Raw genomic sequence first — 23844 nt, 5'->3', positions numbered from 1 at the left:
GACAAAGTCTGGCGGAGTCACTGGTATTTCTCGATCAGGCCATGCGCAAAATCCGGGGCCTGCCACAGCTCTGTCAGCGTCTCGTCGATGCTCTGCCGGACGCGCCAGCCGTAGATCTCCTCGATGGACCGGTTGTCGGCGGCAAGAATCGGCCGGTCGACCTGGCGGGTGCGGTCCGCGGTCTGCCGGATCTCGAAGTTGATGCCGGAGATTCGCCGCAGCTTCTCGACAACCTCGGCCACGGAATAGGTGCGGGAGGTGCCAAGATTGACCGTGCGAGTGGTGCCCGCCGCCATCTCGCTATGCAGGGCGACGGCGCAGAAGCCCGCTGCCGCGTCGCGCACGCTGATGTAGTCGCGCCGAGGCGACAGGTTGCCGAGTTCGATGACGTTGCGCCCGGCCTTCAGCTGGGCGATCAGCTCCGGCAGCAAGTGCGGATTGGTCTCCCCCGGTCCAATCACGTTGAACAGCCGCACGATCACGGCCTTCAGCCGGCGCTTCGCCGCGATGGCGCTGACGTAGTGCTCGCCATGCAGCTTGCTCAGCCCGTAGATGTCGCTCGGGCCGAGTTCGGAGGTGGTCTCGTGATGCGGCTGTTCGTCTGGTTTGTACACGGCGCCGCTGCTGGCGAAGACGAACCTGCATCCCTCAGGGCAGCTCAACAGCAGGTTCAGCGTACCCTGGATATTGGTCGAGACCGCCAATGCCGGATCGGCTTCGCATTCCGGGATATAGTGCAGCGCGGCCAGATGTACGATCACGTCCGGCTGGAAGGACGCCATCATGGCCTCGACCTGCGCGGGATCGCGGATGTCGATCTGCTCCAGTCGAAGGGGTTCACGGTCGTTCTGCGGAAACCGCCATTTCCCGTAGCGCAGCACGTCCGCGATGCAAAGCGAGCCGTGCGGGCGGAGCAGGTCCGTCAGGTAACGGCCGACATAGCCGTTGCCGCCGGTGATGAGGATGCGCATGGGCGTCATGGATGATTTCGTCCCGACCCGGTGGATGTCGAAGCTGGCACGGGCTGCGGTGGCATGGCCTTGCGGTCGCATCGCGTCAGTCCACTGGACTGCTCCACCGCTGGAGCCCTGTGAGGCGCTGGAGCCATCTGCTGCGCGGCTGCCGGCGTGCCCCGGATCTGGCGTTACCCACTCCACGTCGTACCCTCCTCGGATCAGCTGCCACGACTGCTCCCCGGACCCCCGAGTATCGCGTTGGGAGAACAGTCAGCGGGTGCATTGTCGGGCCGTAGCGCGCCGGCGTTGAGGGAAATTGAGTGGTAGTCCGGTGGGTCACGGCGCCGCGCACCAACCCCTCCGTCCGCGCCGGCCCAGCGACAGCCTGGGCCGGTCCACCAGGCATTATCACACTGGACACATCCCCACTGCGGGGCACACCCGTTTGCGCCCGTCGTCTGGCCGCCGTTCGCTGATACCGATTGAGCCTCAAGCAGATCCACCAGGAGGTTCAGCGATGGCAGTGAAGCGCGTTCTGGTTACGGGTGCAGGCGGGTTCATTGGACATCATCTGGTGAGCCACCTTGTGCGGGCCGGCCATTGGGTCCGCGGCGCCGATCAGAAGCAGCCGGAATACGCCGCGACGGATGCGGACGAGTTCCTGACCCTCGACCTGCGCGATCCCGCGAACTGCACGGCCGCCGCGGCGGGCATCGACGAGGTCTATCACCTCGCAGCCGATATGGGTGGGATCGGCTACATCACAGCGGAACGCGCGACCATCGCGCGCAACAATACGCTGATGAACATCGGCATGCTCGATGCTGCCTGCGCCGCGGGCGTCAGCCGCTTCCTTTTCTCATCCTCGGCCTGCGTCTATCCGCACCACCTGCAGACAAGCGCCGACGTGGTGCCGCTCCGCGAGGACGATGCCTGGCCGGCACAGCCGGAAGAAGGTTACGGGCTGGAGAAGCTGTTTTGCGAGAAGATGTGCCAGTACTACAGCTCGGACCGTGGATTGCCGACCCGCGTCGTGCGTTTCCACAACGTCTATGGGCCGCTCGGTACCTATGACGGCGGACGCGAGAAGGCGCCGGCCGCGATCTGCCGCAAGGTCGCCGGCATCGCCGATGGCGGCGAAATCGAGGTGTGGGGCGATGGCGAACAGACGCGGTCCTTCATGTATGTCTCCGACTGTGTCGAGGGCATCCACAGGATCATGCAATCGGATTACGCACAGCCGCTCAATCTCGGCACCGACGAGATGGTGACGGTGAACGAACTGGTGGATCTGGTTTCCGCCGCTGCGGGCAAGACGCTGCGGCGACGACACGACCTGACCAAGCCGCAAGGCGTGCGCGGTCGCAACAGCGACAATACGCGGCTTCGTGAGGTCCTCGGCTGGGAGCCGAAGATGACGCTCGCGGAGGGGCTGCGGCCGACCTATGCGTGGATCCAGCAGCAGGTGCTGGCGGCAAGGACCGCGCCGGCGCAGGTTCTGATGCCTGCCTAGTCTAGAACGCGATCCGTCCGAATGGACGGATTGCGTGCTCCGCAAGGAGTTGTCTGCGTCGCGCGAAATCCGTTCTGACCGATCAGGTCAGAACGGATTTTGTTGTGGTCAGGGCAGAAGCTGTCCGGCCAAGTGCTGGAACGCCCCGTCGAAATCAGCGGGCCATTCGTTGTAGGCGCCCGCGGCGCTCCTGCCCGGACGCGGCCCGAAATGCCTCCCAGTCGAGGAAGCGGTCGGCCCAGCCCCAACGCAGCGCATCGGGGTTGGCGGCCAGATATTCGTTCCCGTCGAAGATGTTGTTGCCCTGTTGCATCGCGGTCATGGCGTGGTCCGCGATCATGCCCGACGCACCCGGCCTGCCCGCGCTGTAAAGCACCAGGCGGTTGTCGCGGACGATGTTGTTCCTGGTGAGATAGGGGCCATACGCGCCGGTGCCGCGATCCTGCTGGATCAGGGCGATGCCATTGCCGGGACCCGAAACCTCGATCCAGTTGCGCTCCACCAACACATCCTGCGAGTTCTGGACCTGGATCGCGCCGCCCCAGAGCCAGACGTTGAAGCCATGGCCGTTGCCGCGGAAGCGGTTGCTTCGGATCACCGCCGAGTAGCTGATCTCGTGCGATAGACCGCCCATGCTGTTATTCTCGACCAGATTGTCCTCATACAGCGTCATTATGTTGTCGATATCAGTCCAGAATCCCATGCCGTGATTGCCGTGCAGGTGGTTGCCGCGAACGACGAGGCCGCTGGTCTTCGCGCACTTCGCCCCGCCACCTTCCCAAAGCACGTCGAGGCCGGAGAAATGCCCGTTGCCGGTAATCTCGTTGCCTTCGAAAAGAATGCGGTCGCCGACGCAGCCGGCGCCCATATTGCCGTTGTGGCGCAGCCGGTTGCCGATCACCCGGCTGCCTGTGCCGACAACAAGTCCGATGCCGTAGTTCAGCCGGATCTCGTTGTTCTGTACCAACCAGTCCTGCGAGGTGACGTCGTGGCCGATGGCGCCGGCCTGCAATGGGCTGGCATATTTCTCGACGATGAGATTGGTGATGGACACGCCGACGGCACCGCCCAGGAAAGCATAGGGCGCCACGCTGGCCTCGACTTTGCGGCCGTGCGGATTTTCCGCCAGGTAGAGTCGCTTCGCATCGTAGTCGATAAAGAAATAGCCGGGCCTGAGTTGCCGGAGACTCGCTGCGTGGCGCAACGGTACATCGTCCAGGAATACCGCCTCGGGATGTGAGCATCGCGGCATGGTGGCTATGCAGTGCTCGGCAAATTTGCGCTGGCCGCGCTGGGCCTGGCCCCCCGCCACCCAGTGGCGGCCTTCGCGGCGGAAGTCCGTCACCAGGCGGGCACCGTTCAGGACGGCGCCGGTCTCACCATGAAAACTCTGGCCCCGTTTCGGCCGGATGGACTGCAGCCGGTGCTCGCCAGCTGCGAGGCAAAAGGCCACGCCTTCGCCGGCCTGTGCGGCAGCCGCCTGCAAATCCATCCCTGCTTCCAGGCGGATTGACCCGGGCGGACATACGCTGCCTGCGGATGGGCCTGCCGCCGGGCCGGGCCTGGCTGCCAGCGATGGCGGCTGCGAGGCGCTGCTTACGGCCGGCAGAGCAAGGAGCAGCAGCATGCTGCGGAACATCCGCGAAACGGTCATGGCATCCCTCGCATCCGGCTCACGGCATACTGCCAAATGCGCGACCTCGGTCCATCGGTCGTAAGGGGGGGGTGCCATTCCACCATTGGTCGCAGGCGCCGGGGGTCTGAGCGCAAAGACACGCAATGCGCGTATTTAATACGATTCAATCGTGTATGATTGCATATGTGGATTCCACTGCAATCAGCGGTTGTTTTTTGGTGAATTCGGGGTTAACGCTGTCGAGGTCATCACGTGTCCGTGACGCTCAGTCACGGCCAGCCCCAAGCCAAATCTGCGGAGATTGATTTCAGATGGCGCGCATCCCATCGCTTTTCCTCGCTCGGTTTTCCAACGTCTCGTCGGAGACGATTGGAGAGAGTGGCGCTTGGAACCTGCAGCGGCTGCAGGAAATACTCACTGAGAGTCCATGGTGGCGCTGGATGTCTGGTGGTGGCCGGGACAGGCCGGAGCCTCCCGCGCCGGCTCCAGTGCCCGCACCGCAGCCGGCTCCCGTGCCCGAGCCTGCGCCAGTTGCGCCGCCTGTCCCGGCGCCTGAGCCCATTCCGAGCCCGGCTCCGACGCCGCAGCCGGTTCCTGCCCCGGAGCCGCAACCCGTACCTCAGCCGGTTCCCGTTCCAGAGCCCGCGCCAGTTGCGCCGCCTGTTCCGGCGCCCGAGCCCATTCCGAGCCCGGCTCCGACGCCGCAGCCGGTTCCTGCCCCCACGCCGCAACCTGCACCGCAGCCGGTTCCCATTCCAGAGCCCGCGCCAGTTCCAGCACCCGTTCCGAACCCTGCGCCACCCCCCAGCCCGGCCCCGACGCCTGAGCCGGCGCCGGTCCCACAGCCAAATCCGGCTCCCGGTGCAGGCAGCGCACCTGCAGGCGCTATCACCGTATCAGTTGGTGACGACATCCAGGCCCTGGTTAGCGCAGCTCCCGAAGGCGCCGTGTTCTGGATCGAGGCCGGTGTACATCGCCTGCAGTCGATCACGCCAAAGGACGGCCAGCAGTTCATTGGCGAGGAAGGTGCGGTCCTGAACGGCTCGCGCCTGCTGACCAGCTTCAGTCAGGAAGGCTCGGCCTGGGTGGTCGGCGGCCAGACCCAGGAAGGTTTTCGGAACGCCCTCGACGAGGCGTCAGCAGGCTTCGACCGCGCTGGCTATCCCGAGACGATCTATGTCGATGACCAGCCGCTGAAGCATGTCGGCTCCAAGGCCCAGGTGGTGGATGGAACCTTCTTCTTCGACTACGCCGCAGACAGGATCTACATCGGCAGCGATCCTGCCGGTCGTAAGGTCGAGGCGAGCGTTCAGCCATGGGCCTTCGAGGGTGGTGCCGCCGATGTCCTCGTGCAGAACCTGACCGTCGAGAAATACGCGTCTCCGGTACAGCGCGCCGCCATCGGTGGAAATACGCTCCCCGAAGGCTGGATCATCCAAGGCAATGACATCCAGCTGAACTACGGTGTTGGCATCGCAGTCGGCAGCAACACACAGGTTCTCGACAATCGTATCCTCGACAACGGCCAGCTGGGGCTGGCGGGTGTCGGTACCTCGATCTTGGTGCAAGGAAACGAGATTGCCTCAAACGGAAGCTGGTCGGGAATCGATGTGTTGTGGGAGGGCGGCGGCACGAAGTTCGCGCTGACCGAAGACCTGGTGGTCAGGGACAACTTTGTCTACGACAATCACGGCTTCGGCCTCTGGACCGATATCGACAACTTCAACACGCTGTACGAAGGCAATCGTGTTCAGAACAACACGCATGGCGGCATCGTGCACGAAATCAGCTACGACGCGGTCATTCGTGACAACGTCTTGATCGGCAATGGTGCCGACTTCAACACGTGGCTCTGGGGTGCCGGCATCATCATCCAGAACTCGCGCAACGTCGAAATCTACGGCAACACCGTGGACATGACGGGAGGCGGGAACGGTATCAGCCTGATCCAGCAGGATCGCGGCAATCCTGCGGAATTCGGTGGCACCGGCGCGTATGGCGAATACATCACAATCGGCAATACGGTGCGTGACAACACCATCATCAGCCGAGCGGCGGATCACGGCGGCATCGGCGCGGTTGCGGATTTCAACGAGGCGGGCCTGCTCGCAGGCGGGAACAGCTTCGATGGGAACGAGTACCAGGTGACCAGTGGTTCCGATGACCGCTTCGCATGGGGTGACTGGTACAACTGGGACGAGTATCGCGCCGTGTCCGGTTGGGATCTGAACAGCACCCTCACTATCATCTAGCCCGGAACCACCAAGCCGGATTGGATTGCTGCCGCAGGAAGGCTGCCGGCGCCGCGCCAATCGACGATCGGCCAGCCCCGCTCGCGCGCTGCGCGAGCCAGGGCAGCGGTTGGATCCACGGCAAACGCGCTGCTGGCCGCCGCGAGAAGGGGTATGTCGCTTTCGTGGTCGGAATAGGCCACGAAGCTCTTCGCCAAGGGAAAGCGTTCGGCCAGCATAGCGCGTACCGCTGCAAGCTTCGGCGCACCACGAAGGTTGCTGCCATCGAGAGACCCCGCCAACCGGTCATCGGTGGTCCAAGCGACCCGCGTCGAGACGACGGCATCGAAGCCCAGCTGCGATGCAATGGGCTCGACGTAAAGATCGAGGCTCGCCGAGGCGAGTACCAGCGCATCCCCCGCCTGGCGGTGGCGCTGCATCGCCTGCAGGGCGGCAGGCTTCATCTCGCGCTCCAGGCTGCGCGCCGCGAAGTCGGTGGCTAGCGCCACAAGGGTGCTGCGCTGCCGGCCGCCGAGGATGGCATCGAGGAAGGCCGCCTTCAGTTCGGCGTTGGTGATGGCGCGCAGGCCAAAACGCAGCGTGTGCAATGGCAGCAACGCGGTGCGCAGCTTCCGTGCGGGCCCCAGGCGCCGCATGGCCTGCCTCAGGAAGACCAGGAACAGGTCCCGGTGCGAAATCGTACCGTCCAGATCGAACACCGCGACGCGCGTTGAAGCCTCACCTTTAACGCCCATCACCGCGCCATCCATCGAACATCCGCCCTGCGGTCCCCGGCGATAATGCGCCGCCAGACGGCACAGGCGGTAGCGCCCAGTTGGGCTAACCCTCCTGAGACACGCGCGATCCTGAAGAGAAGATGACCCTGAACATGCGGCACCGCACTGTCCGGGTTGCATCAGCAGGGCACAACCATGAAGCCTTCAGACCGCGACAATGCCGGGCGCAGCGCGGCCTCCACCAAGGGCACGACAATGCCCCGGCTGGCCGAGGATGCGGTGCTGGCCCGAGGCGGACTGGCCTATCGCCTGCCGGCGCGCATGACGCGGCCGGAGGCCTTGGCGCAGTTGCGTGCGCTGCTGGAATCTGCGCGGCCGCACCAGTGGGCGAAGAACCTGCTTGTCTTCGTGCCAGCGGTACTGAGCGGCACGATCGCTGATCCCGACCGTATGCTGTCGGTGGGGCTGGCGTTCGTGGCGCTCTGCCTGATCGCATCCGGCACCTATCTGCTCAATGATATCCGGGACCTGGAGGATGACCGCCGGCATTGGTCCAAGTGCAAGCGCCCATTGCCCTCGGGCCGGCTGTCAGTTGGCATGGCGATGGTGGCGGCACCGGTGGCGATCGTGCTCGGGCTGCTGCTGTCGGCGGCAGTCGGGCCCATGACGGCCTTGGCCGCGGCCTGCTACCTTGGTCTCACGCTGGCCTATTCGCTGGTAATCAAGCGCATCCCTATCCTCGATGTCAGTGTCCTGGCCGGGCTCTTCACGCTTCGGCTGGTGCTCGGCATTGCCAGCGCGCAGGTCTATGCGTCGCCCTGGCTGCTGGTCTTCTCGATGTTTCTGTTCTCCTCGCTCTGCCTCGCCAAGCGCTATGTCGAACTGGTGCGCGCGGGACAGCGAGGCACGTCGGCGCTGTCGCACCGCGGCTACCAGGCCGCCGATGGTCCACTGCTGCTGGTGCTTGGCCCTTCGGCCGGCATGGGCGCGGTGGTGACGCTGATCCTCTATGTCATGTTCGACGCCTTCCGGCAGACCTTCTACGGCAACACCGCCTGGCTCTGGGCGTTTCCGCTTATCCTGTTCCTGTGGGTCTCGCGCATCTGGCTGAAGGCTGCGCGCGGCGAGCTGGATGACGACCCTGTCGCTTTCGCCGTGCGGGACGTTCCCAGCATTCTGCTCGGCGCGGTCATGCTCTCTGCCTTCGTGTTCGCCTGGTCCGGTCTGTTCGGATGAGCGGGAGGCTACTGGGCATCCTGCGTGACCTGCCGCAGCCTGCCCGCTTCCTGCTTGCCGGTGGCGGCGCGGCCGCAATCAACTGGCTGGTGCGCTTTCCGCTCTCCGCGGTGATGCCTTTCCTCGCCGCGGTGCTGGTTGCGGCGGTAATCGGGATGCTGGTTGGGTTCGTCCTTTACCGGGGCTTCGTGTTCCCGGCATCCGGGCGATCGTTGCTGGTGCAGGCGCGGGACTTTTTCCTGGTGAACCTGCTGACCTCGGGCCTCGTGGCGCTGCTAGCCCTGCTCTTCGTCACGCTCGCCGTGCGGCTCGGAATGGGCACGATGCTGGCGGAAGCCGTCGCCCATGGCGGCGCGATCGGCGTCGGCGCCCTGCTGAACTACCTGGGCCACAGCCTCGTCACCTTCGGCCCTCGCGGCACGGGGATGCGGGCCTGGCGGCGCGTCTGAAGCATGAGGAGAAACCTCGCCATGACAGAGCCGCACTCAGCAGCGCCGGGCGCTTCGCGGCACCAGAAGCTGGTCCTCGCCGCCGTGCTGTTCGCGACAGGCGTTCTCTATGCCGGGCTTCTGGGCTGGCGCACCACAGATGTGGAATGGTGGTTCGTGCCTTGGATGGATCAGATCATCCAGCACGGCGCGCTGGCTTCCCTCTCGGCGCCGCTCCAGATCCAGGTCGAGGGCGCGGAAGGCTTTGCGAACTACACGCCGCCCTATCTCTACCTGCTGATATTGGCCAGCTCCGCGTCGGATTTTCTGTCATCCTTCATGCTCGTGAAGCTGGTTGCGATCGCGGGCGCGGTGTTCTGCGCCGGCTGTGTCCACTACCTCCTGCGGGCACTGGTGAGCCCGAGTGCGGCACTGCTCGGCGCCGCCTGCGTGCTCCTGCTGCCGACCGTCGCGCTCAACGGTGCGGCCTGGGGGCAGACGGACACGATCTGGTCCGGCCTGGCGGTGCTCGTGGTGGCTTTCGCGCTGCGCGAGCGTTGGGCCGCGATGCTGATCGCCTTCGGCATTGCGCTGGCCTTCAAGCTCCAGGCCATCTTCATCGCGCCCTTCATCCTCTACATCATCCTCTCCCGCCGCATTGGGCTGCGCTATCTGCCGCTGCCCCTGCTGGCCTATGCGGCGATGATGCTGCCGGCCTGGCTTGGCGGCCGCCCCGCATGGGACTTGGCGACGGTGTATCTCGACCAGGCCGGGACCTATCGGTGGCTGTCGATGAACGCGCCCAATCCGTGGTCCCTGGTGCAGTATCTGCGGCTGCTTCCCTATGAGACCGGCGTCATTATCGGCACGCTCGCCACCATCCTGGCCGCCTTGATGCTCGGCGCCTTCTCGGTCCTTTGGCGGCGGCTGGAGCGGGCGGACCTGCTGCTGCTGGCGGTCGTGGTCGCGGGCAGCATGCCCTACCTGCTGCCCAAGATGCACGACCGCTACTTCTTCCTCGCGGATATCCTGGCTTACGCGTTGGCGGTCAGTCGCCCGCGCCCTTGGAGCATCGGCGTCGCCTTGGCGATCCAGTTCGGTTCGCTGGGTGCCTATGCCTCCCACATGCTCGACTTCCGTGCGGGGAAATATATCGGCGCGCTGCTCATCGGCGCGGCACTGGTGGTTGCAATCGGCCACCTGCTGCGGTCGTTGCGTTCAGGCGCGTCACGCGACATCGCGTTGTGGCCAACCAAGGCCAGCGCCAGATCCGTCGGCTGAAGGGATGACCATGCCACGAAGCGCAGAAGGTGCCCCTGGGCACCGCACGGAGTCGCTCGATGTCGGCCGCGGCATCTGCGCGGTGCTCGTGCTGCTGTTTCACGGATTGCTGGTTTTCCGGATCGGGGGTGTGGACAATGCTCATCTGCTGCCGGTTGATCTCTCAGATCCCTGGCTCCTGTTGCAGCATTTGCTGCTCGGCCTGGCCAATGGGCCGGCCTATGTCACCTTCTTCTTCGTATTGAGCGGCACTGTGCTGGCTCTGTCACTGGACCGCGACCCGCCGATCCATGCCGGTTCCGTGCTGGGCTATCTCGTGCGACGGGGCTTCCGACTCTACCCTTTGCTGATCGTCACCGCAGGAATCGCGGCGCTGCTGCAGCTTCACTATTTCGAGCTGCGCGATTGGCCCCAGGCCACGAGCTGGTTCAACAACAGCTACAAGATAGACCAGGCCGAGTTGCCGGCGGAATTCCTGGCAAATGTCCAGGGCCGGAGTGCCACCCTCAACGGGCCGGCTTGGTCGATCAAGGTGGAGATTCTGGCCTCGGCGGTCTTCCCCCTGCTGTATCTGCTCTCGCTCACCATGCGCCGTGCCATGCTGGCAGCGCTGATACTATGTGCGGCGATGTTTCTGCTGCCGGGAAGCGCGGAGCGCTGGCACTACATGAACGTCTTCCTGTTCAGCTTCTTTCTCGGTGCGCTGCTGCCGCGCTGGGGGTGGCCGGTCGCTGCGGGTTTGCTTCGCCTTGGGCGGGTGCCGCGGATTGCGCTCCTGACCTTGCTGGCGCTGGTGTTCCTGTTCTCGCGCCGCCTTCTGGGGCCGGATGAGTTCGCGCCGCCGACCGTCGTGCTGCTGGAGACGCTGTGCGCCGCGGTGGCCGTCGTGCTGCTGCTGCATGGGGGCGACCGCGCCTTCTTCCATGCCGCGCCCATGCGCCTGTTGGCCCGGCTGTCCTTCGGCATCTACCTGCTGCACGTGATCGTCTTGAGCGTCCTCGGCCATGCGGTGCTCCCATGGTTGCCGGTGGAGCTTGGGCCGATGGCGGCGCTGGGCTGGGGCCTGCTGCTGGCTCTGGTGACATTCTGCATCACGCTGCCCGCCGCCTGGGTGCTGCATGTCCTTGTAGAGCGTCCGATGCAGCAACTCGGTCGCGTGATCGCGGCCCGCCTCGCAAGGCGCCAGAGCCCGCTGCGCCGCATCGCCTGAGGCGGCCGGCGGTCGGCCATCTGCCCCCTATCGCCAGGCGCGGTGCTTACCTTTGGTGATGAGGCTTCGAGGCCACTCCACGACCCCGGGCCGCCCAAGACGGACGTCGGCTTTGCGAGAATGCCAAGTGCTACCATGGGGGTGAACCGCGTCTGACCGCAGTGCGACGGCTATGCCTGGGCCTCAGGGCCTATCCGCGCTGATCCCGGGGCTTTGCCCCGCGGGCGTGGCCTGATGCTGCCGCGATGCGCGGCTCCAGATTCTCCGGCCAAGGTCAGCAGCGGCCAAACACATCCTCGATCCGCACAATGTCGTCCTCTCCGAGATAGGATCCAAGCTGAACTTCGATAATCGCCAGCGGGACCCGCCCGGGGTTCGACAGCCTATGCAAACAACCCAGCGGCAGGTGAACCGCCTCACCTTCGGTCAGCAGGAATTCACCGGAATCGCGCGTGACGAGGGCGGTTCCCTGGACCACGACCCAGTGCTCTGCGCGATGAAAGTGCTTCTGCAGGCTCAGCTTCTGGCCAGGATCGACCACGATGCGCTTGACCTGAAAGCGCCCCTCAAGCCGAAGTGTTTCGTAAAAGCCCCATGGCCGATGGCAGCGGCTGTGCTGCGCCGCCTGCTTCATTCCCATTGTCTTGAGGCTCTCAACAACACGCGGGACGTCATGGGCCTGGTTGCGATGCATCGCGAGCACCGCATCGCCCGTCGCCACCACCACCACATCCTCGAGGCCCACAACGGCCGTCAGCACGCCATCCTCGCTGCGAACCAGGCAATTGCTGGAGTCCAGAAGCAACGCTTCGCCCGACGCTGCATTGCCGGCGGAATCCTTGCCGCTGGCCTGCCAAAGCGCATCCCAGCTACCGACATCGCTCCAGCACAGCGCGGCTGGAACGACCGCGCCAAGCTGGGTTCGCTCGGCCACGGCATGGTCCAGACTCAGGCTTGGACAGGCCGTAAAGCTGGCCGCATCCAGCCGGATGAAATCGGGGTCCTGGCGCCGCAGGCGCATCGCCTCTGTCACATGCGCAAGCAGTTCCGGAGCGTGCAGCTCAAGCTCGTGCAGCAAACTTTGCGCAGTGAACAGAAACATCCCGGAATTCCAGAGATGCAGGCCCGAAGTCGGGGCGCGAGCCGCAGCCCCCGGCTCGGGCTTCTCTTCGAAGCGGGTGATGGTGTGGACCCCGGCGACGCCTTCAAGCGGCGGGCCGACCTCGATATGGCCGTAGCCGGTTCCCGCTGAGCTGGGATGGATGCCGATGGTGACGATGCGACCATCGCGGGCCGCCTCGGCGGCGGGCAGGAGAAGTCGATGCAGGTCTTGCGTATCCTCGAACTGCATGTCGACGGCCATCACCCAGATCAGCGCGTCGGGCTCGTCCTCGGCGACGAGCATCGCCGCCGCGCAGATCGCCGGTGCGCTGTTTCGTCCGACCGGCTCGAGCAGGATGCGGCGATCGGCCAGGCCAATGTCTGACAGCTGCGCCGCGGCGAGGAAGCGGTGTTCCTGGTTGCACACAATGATGGGTGGCGCGAAGTCCAGGCCATCCATCCCACAGCCCCGCGCCCGCAGGGCGGTCTCCTGCAGCATTGTCCGCTGCGACGTCAGCCCCAGAAACTGTTGCGGCAGGCTCTCCCGTGAAATCGGCCAAAGCCTGCTGCCGCTCCCGCCCGACAGGATCACCGGGATGATGCGGACCAGGGGCGCTGGCCTCGCCACGGGTGGCGGGCCGTCGGCCTCGTGCGGCCTTGCGCTGGTATCATCCTGGGACAGGCTCGGGTGCAGTAGGTTCAGGTCCATCGGGATGATCCTCCTCGGTCGATGCGGATCGAGTCACTTCGAGCCAGGCGGGTACGTCCGGCAACCTGGAAAACGGCGTCAGGGCGAGGGGCCTCAGCCGACGGCATCCCGGATGCCGGCGGAAGCGGGTTCGCCCATCTTGCCGGCAAAATAGGCAATCGTCCGACGCAGGCCCTCATCCAGGGAAACCCGCGGCTCCCAGTTCAGTAGCTGCCGCGCCCGAGAGATGTCTGGGCATCGCTGCGTCGGATCGTTCTGCGGCAGGGGCTTGCGCACCAGCTGCGACCTGGCGCCGGTCAGGGCAATGATCTTGCTTGCCAGAGTCAGCACCGAGATCTCGTGCGGGTTGCCGATGTTGATGGGGCCGGGAACATCCTCATCCGCGCCCATCATGGCAACCATCCCGTCGATCAGGTCGTCGACGTAGCAGAAGGCGCGCGTCTGGCTGCCATCGCCATAGATCGTAATGTCCTCCCCGCGCAGCGCCTGCACGATGAAGTTCGAGACGACCCTGCCATCGCTGTCATGGAGCCGCGGGCCATAGGTGTTGAAGATGCGGATGACGCGGATCTTGACGTTGTGCCGGCGGGAATAGTCGAAGAACAGAGTCTCGGCGCAGCGCTTGCCTTCGTCGTAACAGGCGCGCGGACCGAGCGGGTTGACGTTGCCGCAATAGTCCTCCGTCTGCGGATGAACCGCGGGGTCGCCGTAGATTTCGCTTGTCGACGCTTGCAGGATCCGGGCGCCGACCCGCTTGGCAAGGCCGAGCATATTGATGCTGCCGAGGACGCTGACCTTGGTCGTCTGGACCGGGTCATACTGATAGTGCACCGGTGAGGCGGGGCAGGCCAGGTTGTAGATCTCGTCCACTTCGACATAAAGCGGGAAGGTGATGTCGTGGCGCATGACCTCGAAGTTGGGCCGGTCCATCAGGTGCAATATGTTCTCCTTGCGCCCGGTGAAGTAGTTGTCGACGCAGAGGACTTCGTGGCCCTGGTCGACCAGCCGGTCGCACAGATGCGAACCCAGAAACCCGGCGCCGCCGGTGACAAGAATCCGCTTACGGTTCTTTGGCATCACGAGTCCCTCGGACAGAGTTGGAGCGAAGCGGTTCCAGGGCCGCCGTCGCGGCCAGGTCGTTGTCACGGATGCAGTCACCCATCTCAGCGTGCACCGCGCGCGCAGAGCACGGCCGGAACCGTCCGGAGCACGATGTAGAGGTCGAGCCAGAGCGACCAGTTCTGGATGTAGAAGGTGTCCAGTGCTTCCTGCCGGCGAAGGTCCGCGTTGCTGCGTTCCGCTATCTGCCAAAGGCCGGTCACCCCGGGCTTCACGCTCATGCGGAGCTGCTGGAAGTCACTGCCGAAGCGCGCGACGTGGTAATCCGGGAAAGGTCGCGGACCGACCAGGCTGAGATCGCCACGCAACACGTTCCAGAGCTGGGGCAGTTCGTCGAGGCTGCTGCGGCGCAGGAAGTCGCCGATCCCAGGCAGTACCCGCGGATCCCGCGCCAGCTTCATGTAGCGGTCCCATTCTTCCCGGGCAGCCGGATCGCGGGCGAGCAGGTCCGCCAGCAGGCGCTCCGCATCGGTGTGCATGGTGCGCAGCTTGAGCACCGCAACCGGCCGGCCATGCAGGCCCACGCGGCGCTGGACATAGATGGCAGGCCCCGGGCTGATCATCTTGATCAGGACGACCAATACGCCGATCACGGGCAGGGCAGCGAGGAAGATGGGGATGGTGATGAGCAACTCCAGCGCCCGCTTAAGGCGCTGCTGCAGTGCGGCCTGTGAGAGGTTGGAAACCTCCAGCCCCAGATCACCGCCGAGGCTACGGAAATTGACGCGCAGCGTCGGGAGATTGCCGCTCTCCGGAACCGCGATGACTCGTTGGAAGGGCAGCCGCGCGATCTCGCCGCTCGCAACCTCGCTCGTCATGGCAATGACGGCGACGGCCCGGCTGCCGTGAATGCGCGCAGCTTCCGCCACCGTTCCCAGGTTCGCCACCGGCATGGCGATCTCGCCCGGGACGCGGTCCGCGGCGAACCCGATGGGGTGGAGGCCGAGCTCGGGCTGCCGCAGCAGCCGCTCGGCCAAGGCAGCCGCCGCCGGCCCGGAGCCCACGACCAGCGCCGGCGACCCCCAGGCGCCATTGCGTATCAGGAGGGGACAAATCAAGGCTTCGAGCAGAAGGCCGATCGCGCCGGCCGCCACGCAGGCCAGGATGATGACCTGCAGCGGCGGCGTGCTGGCGAAATCGAATGCGACGAGGATGGTAACCGCCACGCAGGGCGCGACGACGGCACCGATGACGCGCAGCCTGAGCCGCTCGAGCGCCCCATGGCCCGTTGTGTCATACAGCCCGAGAAGCCGGTGGCATGCGAGCAGCGCGGCACCGAGCGCTGCGGCCAGCGGCAGGTTCCAGCCCAGCCGTAGCTCTGGCGCGTCACGAAGCGGCACCGGCAGGACCATGAGAACGAGAAGGATGCTGATCTGCGCCGCCAGAAGGTCCAAGGTTGGAAGAGCAAGCGATTGCAGCGCCCACCGCCAGACGCCGCGCAGCCGCTGAAAGCCACCCAGGCCGCCTTGCCTCGGCGCATAACGCGCGACGGCATCCGGGAACATGTCACTCATGCGATCTGCTCCAACGACGTTTGGATGGGCATGGCGTCTGGGCACTCGACCATGGCAACCTTGCCGTCAGGACAAAGCGCTTGTGTGACGCGGAGCGGGGCGGAGAGCGCCCCGCGCGCTGCCTTGGCGCATCGCACCATTCGAAGCCTTCCCGATATTCGCGTCTCGTGTGAGCAGCCTTGCCGGCACTCCGTCGGCTCGTGGCGCGATGTGGCACGCGAATGCGAAGCGCCTGTTGGCCATGACTCTGCCCCCGTTACCGCCGGTCATCCACGAACGGCATGCACTGCTTCAGGTATAGGAGAAGGTTGCGGCGGTATTGCCGGGGCAATGGGAGTATGCCCTAGGGAGCCATCCCGTTCGTGCGGCCCATTCGCGAAGTCCAATGGTGGCGCAGGAGCTGGCCAGAGGCGCGCAGCATGAAGGCGGGGTTGTTACGGAAGTACCGCCCCGCGAGGCGGCGGGGTTCGGTGGCCAGGCGGAATACCCATTCAAGTCCGTTGCGCTGCATCCAGCGCGGTGCCTGCTGCTTCTCTCCGGCCGCGAAATCGAAGGCGGCCCCGACGCCTACAAGAACGGATGCATTCAGCCGGTGGACATGGCTTGCCATCCAGCGTTCCTGCTTGGGCGTGCTGAGGCCGACCCAGACGATCTGGGCACCGGATGCGTTGATCTGCGCGATCACAGCTTCGTCTTCCTCGGGCGTCAGCGGACGGAAGGGCGGCGAGAAGCTGCCGACGATCTGCAGTCCGGGATGGCGGCGCGTGAGTGCCGCCGTGAGGTTGCCGAGCGTTTCCGGCCGACTGCCGTAGAAGAAGTTGCGGTAGCCTTGCACAGCAGAAATCCTGCTCATCTCCTGAAGCAGGTCCGGCCCGTAGACCCGCTCCACTTCCGGCTGCCCGAGCCAGTGGGACATCCAGACCATCGGCATGCCGTCGGGCGTCACCAGCCCGGCCGCGTTGTGAATGGCCATGAGTTCAGGATCGCGCTGGCTTTCCATCACGCCATGCACACCCGTGATGCAGACGTAGTGACGTTCCCCTTTCCGGATCCACTGTTCCATCGTCGCCGTCGCGCGCTGCATCGTCAGGACGCTGACGTGGACGCCGAGAATGCTCAGGCGTCCCGGTGCCGGAATCTCGTTCATGACAGGCGGCTCCGCTGGTGTTCATCAGCGCTCATAGCCGAGTGCGTGGCGCGGCGGCAGCGCCAAGTCCCTAGCCACCTTGGACATGCCGGCGCCCAGGGGAGGTCAGCAATCGGCTAGATGGACTACTCCTCAATCGTCCTTCAGCGCAGCCCATGCGCGCCGCATGATGGCGCCGTGCATCGCGAGGAAGCCGGCCGGTGCTGCATCACTGGGGCGGTCCTCCTGCCAACCGGATTGGAGAGGCCTCCCTGTGGACAGCACACCCTACGCGATGCTGCTCGATCACAAGCCGTCCGACGTTTCGCTCGCGGGCCATCGCGAGCGGATCGCAGCGAACACGTTCATGTCCATCTGGCGGCGCCGGTACGTCATTGTCCTGGTCGTGCTGCTCGCGCTCGGCGCGGCGATCGCGACACTGCTGCTGATGCCCCGGACTTACTCCAGCGAGGCGGTGATCCAACTCGAACTGGCGCACCGCGCCAGTGCCAGGCCGACGAGCGCCAGCGGACCGACGGTGGTGCTAGATCCTTCCGCGCTGGTCCAGAACGAGGCGCGGATCCTGCGGGGCCGCCCGCTCATGCGGTCCGTCGTGGAGGAACTCGGACTCGCGGAGCAACCTCCCGCGCCCGGGCGCCTGGCTACCCTCATCAGCTATCTGCCGAGTGAGATGGCAGGTCAGATCACGCAGCTTGTCGAGCGCCTGCAGCCCAGCCCGGGCGGTCCGGAAGCCGCGGAGCTGCGGCGTGAGCAGGCCATCCGGGATATCGTGTCGCGGCTTTCCGTGAGCACCGATAACCGGTCCTATCTGGTATCGATCAGCTATCGTGCAGATGATCCCGAGGTGGCCGCAAGGGTCGCCAATGTGGTTGCCGAAACTTATCTCCGCCGGGAGGTGCTGGAGCGGCGGGAGTCGGCGGAACGCAGAACGGCCTGGATCGACGAGCAGATACAGCAGACATCAGGGGATCTGGAACGGGTCAGGGCGGAGATCGCCGAGTTTCGCCAGCGCACCAACATCCTGGAGCCCGGCCGCGGCGGTGCCGCGGGAGATGCGGAGAATGTTGCGCAGCAACAGCTGCGGACCCTGACCTCGCAGCTCAATGCGGCGATCCTTGCACGCATGAACGAGGAACGCCGGCTTTCGCGGGTGCAGGAGATCGTAGCCGCCGGCGGCACGCCCTCGGCATCCGATGTGCAGGGCCAGCCCCTCATTGGCGCGCTGCTCGAACGCGAACTGGTTGCGCGGCGCGACCTCGGGCAACTGCAGACGCGGCTCGGGAGCCAACACCCGCGCGTGGCGGAGGCCGCGGCCGGCCTTGGCGAGGTCCGCTCACGCCTCGCCGCCGAATCGCGTCGCGCCATCGAGATCGCCCGGGCGGATCTCGCCGCCGCCCAGAGGACCGAGGCGGATCTGACGGCCTCGCTGCAGCGACTGCAGCGCGAGATGATCGAGGCGAAGCCGGACGAGACCGCGCTACAGGCTCTGCAGGCCGGCGCACAGGAGACGCAGGAGCGGTTGGCGGCCCTAGTGCGTAATCGCCAACAGGCGTTGGCCGATGCCGCCATAGCGCCGCCCAGCGCCTTCCTGGTCATGCCCGCGGAGCCGGTGCGCGCGGCGACATCGCCCCGGCCGACCATCGTGATGCTGATCGGCCTGGCCGGGGGTGGCATTCTGGGTATCGGCCTTGGCCTGCTGCTGGAACGCCGCGACCTTGGTGTTCGGACGAGTAGCGATATCGAGGAGGCCGGCGGGCCGCGATGCCTGGGCATGGTTCCATCGCTGCCGTCGCGTGAGGTCGCGGCCATCGCGAACGAGGCGAGCTACAATGCCGCCGCGATGCCGATGTTCCGCGAGGCCATCCGTTCGGTCGGCGCCAGCGTCGGGCTGTTTGATGCGGCACGAGGATGTCGCCTGGTGCTGGTGACGTCAGCGATGCCAGGTGAGGGAAAGTCGACCGTCTGCGCGGCGCTTGCCTGCGCCCTTGGGTCCTCCGGCAGGCGCGTGATGCTGATCGACGGGGTTCCCGGGCGACCTGACGTTCAGCCGGTGGAGCCGGCGGCGTTCAGCAACGGAAGCGAGGTGGTGCCTGCGCGCCAGGACGATGGCACGGCACAGAACGCCATGGTCGTGATTCGCCGCCGCGCCAGCCTGCGCGCGGGCGCGGATGTCTTCGGCACCGACCGCTTCCGTGCGCTGATCGACGAGGCCAGCAAGCAGTTCGATGTCATCATCATCGAAGGCGCACCGGTCATGTTGGTCGCCGATTCGCTTGTCCTCGGCCGCCTGGTGGATACGGTGATCCAGGTCGTCCGTTGGTCAGACACGAAGAAATCGATCCTGAACGCATCGCTGAAGCGCATGCGCGACCACGGCGTGGCGGTGGACGGCATCGTGGTGACCCGCGTGAACCTGCGCCGGCATGCGGCGCTGCGCTTCATGGATCAGTGTTCCTTCTACGTGAAGGAGCGGCGGTTCTACGAGCGGCTGGCCGGCAAGGGCCGGGCTTGACGGAGGTGGCGCGATATAGCGGCGCCGCGATCTGCGTCCTGATCTTGCGACCAACGCATGCAAATCGCCGGGCGCGCATGACGCGTCGCCCTGGAAACCGCAACAAGCCCTGACCGGATCCGGTCAGGGCGGTCTGACTGAGCCGATGGATGCTTCGCCTTCGCCTGTCACAGGGTGCGTTCGAAGACGTTGATCACGTCGCCCGGCATCAGCAGCGATTGGCGCGTGCCGCGATATTCGCGGGCGCGCCCATCCTCCGACATCCGCGAAATGCCAACATAATCGGTCACCGCCCGGTAATTGAAGCCGCCGACCACCGCGATGGCGGAGAGGACGGTCATGCCCGGCTGATAGGGGGTCTGCCCGCCGCGCTCGACCATTCCGAGAACGAAGATGGGTCGGTAGGTGATGACCTCGACCGCAACGGACGGCTCATTGTACAGTTCGCGCTGGATCAAGGCCTGCTCGATCGTGGCGGCCGCCTGTTCGGTCGTCTGGCCCGCGATCGGGATGGAGCCGACCATCGGCATGGCGATGGCCCCGGTGTCGCTGACCCGGAACTCCCGTGTCAGTTCAGGATCGTTGACCACAATGATGCGTAGCTGGTCACCCGGCCCAAGCCTGTAGGCGCCGCCCGAATGTTCGGTCAAGACTGGCAAGTTGGCACCCGGGGAGGTGCAGGCCGTCAGCGGGCCCGCCAGCAATGGCGCCGCCAGTAATAGCCAGCGACGGCCACACATGTTCCCGTTTCTTGCATCAATTCGCGCGATGTCTGGCATTGTCAGGACTGCCCCCTGATATGTTTGGGCGCTGCGGAATATTGGGCGGGACGGGAACATCCCATCGACCACCCTGACTATTCAATAATGGTTTAATAACCTTCCAAAAACAATCTCAGATGGCGAGCCGAAGGCGGAGCTGGAACAGGTTTCGATCAAATTCCTGAAATCCGTCCGGCGTGTCCAAGCTCCGCACATGGCGGTAGCTCGCAATGACCGAGGCGTTACGGTTCAGCAGCAGGCGCATCGACAGGCTGGCGACACCCTGAAGCGCGGTCCGATCCGGTTCCTGGTATTCAAGTTGTTCCGCGCGCAGCTCACCGGTGAGAATGAGGTTCCGCCGCAGCTCGTAATCGGCCTGGAATCGGCCCGAGGTGAGGACATAACTCACATTGGTGCTACGCAGCGACTCCTCGATGGTGCGCTGCGCGCCGATCGTCAGGCTCAAAAGCTGCGACGGCAACAAAACGAGGCGTCCCTCGAAGGCCGGGCCCGAGATGCTGCGGAGGCCGGGATCCTCGAATTCGCGTCTGCGATAGCCGACGCCAAAACTGGCGTAAGCGAGCGCATTGATGTCGTATCGGGCGCCGGCGAGCACCTCCCATGTGAAGGAATCGCGGCCCCGCTGATCCGCGCGGTCATAGGTGATCTCGCTCAGTCTTGTCGTCAGCATCACGCTGCGCCCCGGCAGAAAGACGTAGGCGGCGCCGATCTCACCCGTCAGCCGGGTGTAGTCGTTCGCTGCGGCGCTGCCGCCGCGAAAGCCGGGATCATTCTGTTCCTGGAAGCTGAAGCTGCTGGATTCCAGCGCGGCGGTCAGGTTGACGCGGTTAAGTGCTGCCACGCCGTTCGCTCGGAACGTCTCCACGTCGTAGCGGAGCGGTCTGGTCAGCGAACCTTGCGACACCTCGAAGCTGGTGATGTCGATGTGGCTGCGCGTGCGGCTGTATTCGACGCCGACCGAGGAGGCCCGCCCGATGTCGTATCGGCCATAGGCACCCAGGCTGTAGTCGGTCCAGCTATAGTCATCGTCGCCGATGTAGCGACGCGTGGCTTGCGTGGCGATCAGGCCGTAGGCGTGCCGGGTGCGGGTGCTGACAAGACTCAGGTTGAGCTGTTGATCGAGGAATGCGCTGGACGTGTTGCTGCCGCTGCCTGCGGTCGCGTTGTCGTCGTATCCGGCGCCGAGCTCGATGGCCGCATCCAGGCGAAAGCCAGGCAGACGCACACCAAGGGGATCATAGGCCGGGCGGGGGCGCGTTGAGACGGTGACGCCCCGGGCCACTTCCTGCGGGTCGCTTGGTTGAGCTGTGGCCGGCGACGCACCGGATTCGATCATTCCCGCAGAAAGCAGTGCCACAAACACAGTACGACGACGCGAGGACCCGCGATTTCCGGGCCCGTCCGAGGCGCTGCCTGGCAGGCGGCAAACCGGCGGTGGCTGCATTGCAGTCATGGGTGGTCTCCAGCGACCTCCTGAATGGTCCAGCACCGCGCCGGTCAAAGGCAAAGCCGTTCGCGACGCTGTCCTGCCGTGCCGATGCTAAACGGTCCGTGTCATATGACGATCCAGAAACGGGACAAAAGTCTGTTACTTTTCCGTTCCAACGCGACCGTGGACAGTCTCATGGTTTGCCGTGCGCAAATGAGCGGAGGCCTGTTCCGCGGACGGGGCGCGCGCCTCCGTTGGATGCCGTGAACGGGGGATGATCTACCTCCTTCTGGACAGATACCTCACCCCTCGGATACCGCTTTGGAAATTAGGAGGCAGATCGCCCCGGGCGATTGTATCCGATGCCACAATGCATCGCGGGAATTCAGTGTGGCAAAATTCCAGGTAAGAAAATTGATTTTATTTCCGTCTTCGGTAATTTTGATGGTGTATATGGAAACTAAAATCCAGAAATTTCACGTTGTCACTTTTTCTAGCTGCGCCTAATCTCGAGACAGCAACAAGTCTGTTGCCAGCCGAATGGAATTTTTTAGAATTGAGTTTGCCGAGTGGGGATTGCAATTCACGGAAGCTTTCTGGGTGTCGTCGAAGCTGTAGCCGGCGAAAGGATGCGCCACATGAGCCGTAACGAACGCGAAGGACTGGATGCGTTCAGTTCGAGTCACACCATTATCATCGACTCCCAACGGCTATTCCGGGACGCGCTGCGGCGCCTTCTTGATGTGTCGTCGGTCGAGGTTGTCGGTGAGGGTCGCGACGTCGAGGAGGCACTCCGGTCGATCCCGGCTGGTACATCGCTCCAGCTCGTGATCTGCAGTTTCTCGTCCGAAGCTGACGCGCTGCGCGATCTGCTTCATGCCGCGGAGCTTCGGCAGTCCTTTCCCGGTTTGAAGCTGGTCGTTCTGGCCGACCTGCAGCAGCACAGTATCCTGCTCGGATCGCTCCAGGCCGGTGTCGAGGCGCTGCTGTCGCGAGATATTTCGAGCGATGTGCTTCAGAAGGTGTTGGAATTGGTTCAGCTTGGCCAACGCATGATGCCGATTGAACTCGTCCAGCTTCTGCAGGACCCGTCCCGCCGTCCGGCCACTCGAACTCAGCAGCAGGAACCTGGCGGCGCGCTCCAGGATATCGGCCGGGCGGCATCCTTGACCCCCCGCGAGTGCCAGATCCTGCAATGCCTGATGGATGGGCGCTCCAACAAGGAGATTGCGCGCGATCTCCAGCTCACGGAGGCAACCGTCAAGGCGCATGTAAAGGCGTTGCTGCGCAAGACCCGCATGACCAACAGGACGCAGGCCGCGATCTGGGCGGTCACGAACAACTTCCAGGTCACGGCGGTTCGCGCGCCGGAGCCCTGCCGCGCCAAGGCGGAGCCGGATTTCGTCATGCCGGCCCTGCACATGTTGCGTGCGAACGGGAGCCTGGCTGGAGCCTCCCACCCGGGCGAGGAGGTTGCCCTGGTCAGGGAATAGACTCTGGCGAACGCCGCCGACGGCACCGGCCAAACCCGGCGGCCAGTGCGGCGCCGATATGGCGCGATCTCGTCAAGGCGCTCCGCTCGGCCGCGGGTGCCAAAAAGGGGGCGCTGGCGCTCGGCCGCTTACCCCGGGTCCGTCCGCACGCTGCCAACTTCGAGGCCGACAGCGCCCACCAGCCACCGGCAAACCCTGCGGGGATTCAGGGGCGCTGTTTGGCCAGAGACGCGGTGCGCTGGGCGGAGCCCTGCGCCGAACACCAGGCTGGAGCGGACGACAGAAATTGGTGGCAGCGAGCGCTGTCCCGCGCCGCGCAAAATCTCTCGAAATGATCAGTCATCACGTTGCAGGAATGCCCACACGCCACCTTCGGAGGTGGATATCAGGCGCACAAGCAACGGAACATCACGCTCGCCGCTCGGCAGGTCGCTGATGTGGTCGAACCGCAGATCCAGCCGGCCCGCCTTGCGCGCTTCGTCCAGCCGCCCGCGGAAGGCGGGCGTATTCATGCAGGGTGCAATCTCCGCAAAGAAGTGCAGTCCCATTGCCTCGCCTCGATATCCGGACTGCTCGCGTTCTCGAGCGCTGTAGAAGGTCACGATGCCTCGGGCATCGAACCGTATGGACCCGAATGGGAGGCGGTCAATCTCGTACGCACTCAGCGCCTGATCGTGTCCCATCGCGTGGTGTAGGAGCGCGATGATCTTTGGCGGGCTGGGCCGCCATATCAGGCGGGCACGGCCGAGAGCCTGACGGTGGCATTATCGCTGACGGTGCTGATGGCTTCCAGGGTCATATAGCGGGCGC

The 23844-nt window shown here is 65.0% G+C and carries 18 protein-coding genes; 8 read left to right on the top strand and 10 right to left on the bottom strand.

Annotated elements, in window-relative coordinates:
* Window positions 1-17 precede the first annotated feature (17 nt).
* A complete protein-coding gene (locus tag Q8S40_RS20340; RefSeq protein ID WP_305671860.1) occupies window positions 18-971 on the bottom strand; it encodes an NAD(P)-dependent oxidoreductase in 954 nt (317 codons plus the stop codon).
* Window positions 972-1473: 502 nt separating this feature from the next.
* Here Q8S40_RS20340 and Q8S40_RS20335 point away from each other — a divergent pair.
* Entirely contained in the window at window positions 1474-2469 is a 996-nt protein-coding gene (locus Q8S40_RS20335) for an NAD-dependent epimerase/dehydratase family protein (protein WP_304807337.1), read from the top strand.
* 154 nt (window positions 2470-2623) lie between these two features.
* Here the strand turns inward: Q8S40_RS20335 and Q8S40_RS20330 are convergent, their stop codons facing one another.
* Window positions 2624-4096 (bottom strand): right-handed parallel beta-helix repeat-containing protein, encoded by a 1473-nt coding sequence (locus tag Q8S40_RS20330; RefSeq protein WP_305671859.1) that lies wholly within the window; start codon window positions 4094-4096, stop codon window positions 2624-2626.
* 956 nt (window positions 4097-5052) lie between these two features.
* On the opposite strand from Q8S40_RS20330, the gene Q8S40_RS20325 reads away from it, so the two are divergent.
* Window positions 5053-6357, top strand: a complete 1305-nt coding sequence (locus Q8S40_RS20325; protein WP_305671858.1) for a right-handed parallel beta-helix repeat-containing protein — start codon at window positions 5053-5055, stop codon at window positions 6355-6357.
* Here the strand turns inward: Q8S40_RS20325 and Q8S40_RS20320 are convergent.
* On the bottom strand, window positions 6354-7106 hold the full coding sequence (locus Q8S40_RS20320; RefSeq protein WP_305671857.1) for an HAD-IB family hydrolase: 753 nt from the start codon (window positions 7104-7106) through the stop codon (window positions 6354-6356). The two genes, Q8S40_RS20325 and Q8S40_RS20320, sit on opposite strands and share 4 nt — an antisense overlap.
* A 141-nt stretch (window positions 7107-7247) precedes the next feature.
* On the opposite strand from Q8S40_RS20320, the gene Q8S40_RS20315 reads away from it, so the two are divergent.
* The 4 genes from Q8S40_RS20315 (at window position 7248) to Q8S40_RS20300 (ending at window position 11228) form a co-directional block, all read left to right on the top strand.
* Complete coding sequence (locus Q8S40_RS20315) at window positions 7248-8309, top strand: UbiA family prenyltransferase (RefSeq protein ID WP_305671856.1); 1062 nt, start codon at window positions 7248-7250, stop codon at window positions 8307-8309.
* A complete protein-coding gene (locus Q8S40_RS20310) occupies window positions 8306-8758 on the top strand; it encodes a GtrA family protein (protein WP_305671855.1) in 453 nt (150 codons plus the stop codon). Before Q8S40_RS20315 ends, Q8S40_RS20310 begins: the two co-directional genes overlap by 4 nt.
* An 84-nt stretch (window positions 8759-8842) precedes the next feature.
* Window positions 8843-10018, top strand: coding sequence for a hypothetical protein (locus tag Q8S40_RS20305; protein ID WP_305671854.1), 1176 nt, complete (start codon window positions 8843-8845; stop codon window positions 10016-10018).
* A gap of 10 nt (window positions 10019-10028) precedes the next feature.
* The gene (locus Q8S40_RS20300; protein ID WP_305671853.1) at window positions 10029-11228 is read left to right on the top strand and encodes an acyltransferase; all 1200 of its coding nucleotides are present in this window, start codon (window positions 10029-10031) and stop codon (window positions 11226-11228) included.
* 274 nt (window positions 11229-11502) lie between these two features.
* On the opposite strand, the gene Q8S40_RS20295 is transcribed toward Q8S40_RS20300, so the two are convergent.
* From Q8S40_RS20295 to Q8S40_RS20280, 4 genes are all read right to left on the bottom strand, one after another.
* The gene (locus Q8S40_RS20295; RefSeq protein ID WP_305671852.1) at window positions 11503-13038 is read right to left on the bottom strand and encodes a mannose-1-phosphate guanylyltransferase/mannose-6-phosphate isomerase; all 1536 of its coding nucleotides are present in this window, start codon (window positions 13036-13038) and stop codon (window positions 11503-11505) included.
* Between the two features lie 93 nt (window positions 13039-13131).
* The gene (locus Q8S40_RS20290) at window positions 13132-14115 is read right to left on the bottom strand and encodes a UDP-glucuronic acid decarboxylase family protein (protein ID WP_304807501.1); all 984 of its coding nucleotides are present in this window, start codon (window positions 14113-14115) and stop codon (window positions 13132-13134) included.
* Between the two features lie 86 nt (window positions 14116-14201).
* On the bottom strand, window positions 14202-15671 hold the full coding sequence (locus tag Q8S40_RS20285) for an exopolysaccharide biosynthesis polyprenyl glycosylphosphotransferase (protein ID WP_305671851.1): 1470 nt from the start codon (window positions 15669-15671) through the stop codon (window positions 14202-14204).
* Window positions 15672-16014: 343 nt separating this feature from the next.
* Entirely contained in the window at window positions 16015-16818 is an 804-nt protein-coding gene (locus Q8S40_RS20280; RefSeq protein WP_304807355.1) for a WecB/TagA/CpsF family glycosyltransferase, read from the bottom strand.
* 253 nt (window positions 16819-17071) lie between these two features.
* Here Q8S40_RS20280 and Q8S40_RS20275 point away from each other — a divergent pair, with 253 nt between their 5' ends.
* Window positions 17072-19330, top strand: coding sequence for a Wzz/FepE/Etk N-terminal domain-containing protein (locus Q8S40_RS20275; protein ID WP_305671850.1), 2259 nt, complete (start codon window positions 17072-17074; stop codon window positions 19328-19330).
* Window positions 19331-19497: 167 nt separating this feature from the next.
* Here the strand turns inward: Q8S40_RS20275 and Q8S40_RS20270 are convergent, their stop codons facing one another.
* Entirely contained in the window at window positions 19498-19980 is a 483-nt protein-coding gene (locus Q8S40_RS20270) for a polysaccharide biosynthesis/export family protein (RefSeq protein ID WP_305671849.1), read from the bottom strand.
* Window positions 19981-20224: 244 nt separating this feature from the next.
* On the bottom strand, window positions 20225-21448 hold the full coding sequence (locus Q8S40_RS20265) for an outer membrane beta-barrel protein (protein ID WP_305671848.1): 1224 nt from the start codon (window positions 21446-21448) through the stop codon (window positions 20225-20227).
* Between the two features lie 731 nt (window positions 21449-22179).
* Between Q8S40_RS20265 and Q8S40_RS20260 the strand changes: the two genes are divergently transcribed.
* Entirely contained in the window at window positions 22180-23034 is an 855-nt protein-coding gene (locus Q8S40_RS20260; RefSeq protein ID WP_305671847.1) for a response regulator transcription factor, read from the top strand.
* Window positions 23035-23369: 335 nt separating this feature from the next.
* On the opposite strand, the gene Q8S40_RS20255 is transcribed toward Q8S40_RS20260, so the two are convergent.
* Window positions 23370-23636: a hypothetical protein gene (locus tag Q8S40_RS20255; RefSeq protein ID WP_305671846.1), complete on the bottom strand. Its 267-nt coding sequence runs from the start codon at window positions 23634-23636 to the stop codon at window positions 23370-23372.
* Window positions 23637-23844: the final 208 nt, after the last annotated feature.

The organism is Falsiroseomonas sp. (genome assembly GCF_030695085.1).
In the GTDB taxonomy this organism is placed as follows: Bacteria; Pseudomonadota; Alphaproteobacteria; order Acetobacterales; family Acetobacteraceae; genus Falsiroseomonas.
Note: the sequence above shows the minus strand (reverse complement) of the source record. Positions and strands in the feature narration are given on the sequence as shown.

Bases quoted from the DNA above. Each gene is read 5' to 3' on its own strand.
- Q8S40_RS20340 (WP_305671860.1), bottom strand. From the start codon at position 971: ATGCGCATCCTCATCACCGGCGGCAACGGCTATGTCGGCCGTTACCTG.
- Q8S40_RS20335 (WP_304807337.1), top strand. From the start codon at position 1,474: ATGGCAGTGAAGCGCGTTCTGGTTACGGGTGCAGGCGGGTTCATTGGA.
- Q8S40_RS20330 (WP_305671859.1), bottom strand. From the start codon at position 4,096: ATGCTGCTGCTCCTTGCTCTGCCGGCCGTAAGCAGCGCCTCGCAGCCG.
- Q8S40_RS20320 (WP_305671857.1), bottom strand. From the start codon at position 7,106: ATGGATGGCGCGGTGATGGGCGTTAAAGGTGAGGCTTCAACGCGCGTC.
- Q8S40_RS20310 (WP_305671855.1), top strand. From the start codon at position 8,306: ATGAGCGGGAGGCTACTGGGCATCCTGCGTGACCTGCCGCAGCCTGCC.
- Q8S40_RS20300 (WP_305671853.1), top strand. From the start codon at position 10,029: ATGCCACGAAGCGCAGAAGGTGCCCCTGGGCACCGCACGGAGTCGCTC.
- Q8S40_RS20295 (WP_305671852.1), bottom strand. From the start codon at position 13,038: ATGGACCTGAACCTACTGCACCCGAGCCTGTCCCAGGATGATACCAGC.
- Q8S40_RS20290 (WP_304807501.1), bottom strand. From the start codon at position 14,115: ATGCCAAAGAACCGTAAGCGGATTCTTGTCACCGGCGGCGCCGGGTTT.
- Q8S40_RS20285 (WP_305671851.1), bottom strand. From the start codon at position 15,671: ATGAGTGACATGTTCCCGGATGCCGTCGCGCGTTATGCGCCGAGGCAA.
- Q8S40_RS20280 (WP_304807355.1), bottom strand. From the start codon at position 16,818: ATGAACGAGATTCCGGCACCGGGACGCCTGAGCATTCTCGGCGTCCAC.
- Q8S40_RS20265 (WP_305671848.1), bottom strand. From the start codon at position 21,448: ATGATCGAATCCGGTGCGTCGCCGGCCACAGCTCAACCAAGCGACCCG.
- Q8S40_RS20260 (WP_305671847.1), top strand. From the start codon at position 22,180: ATGAGCCGTAACGAACGCGAAGGACTGGATGCGTTCAGTTCGAGTCAC.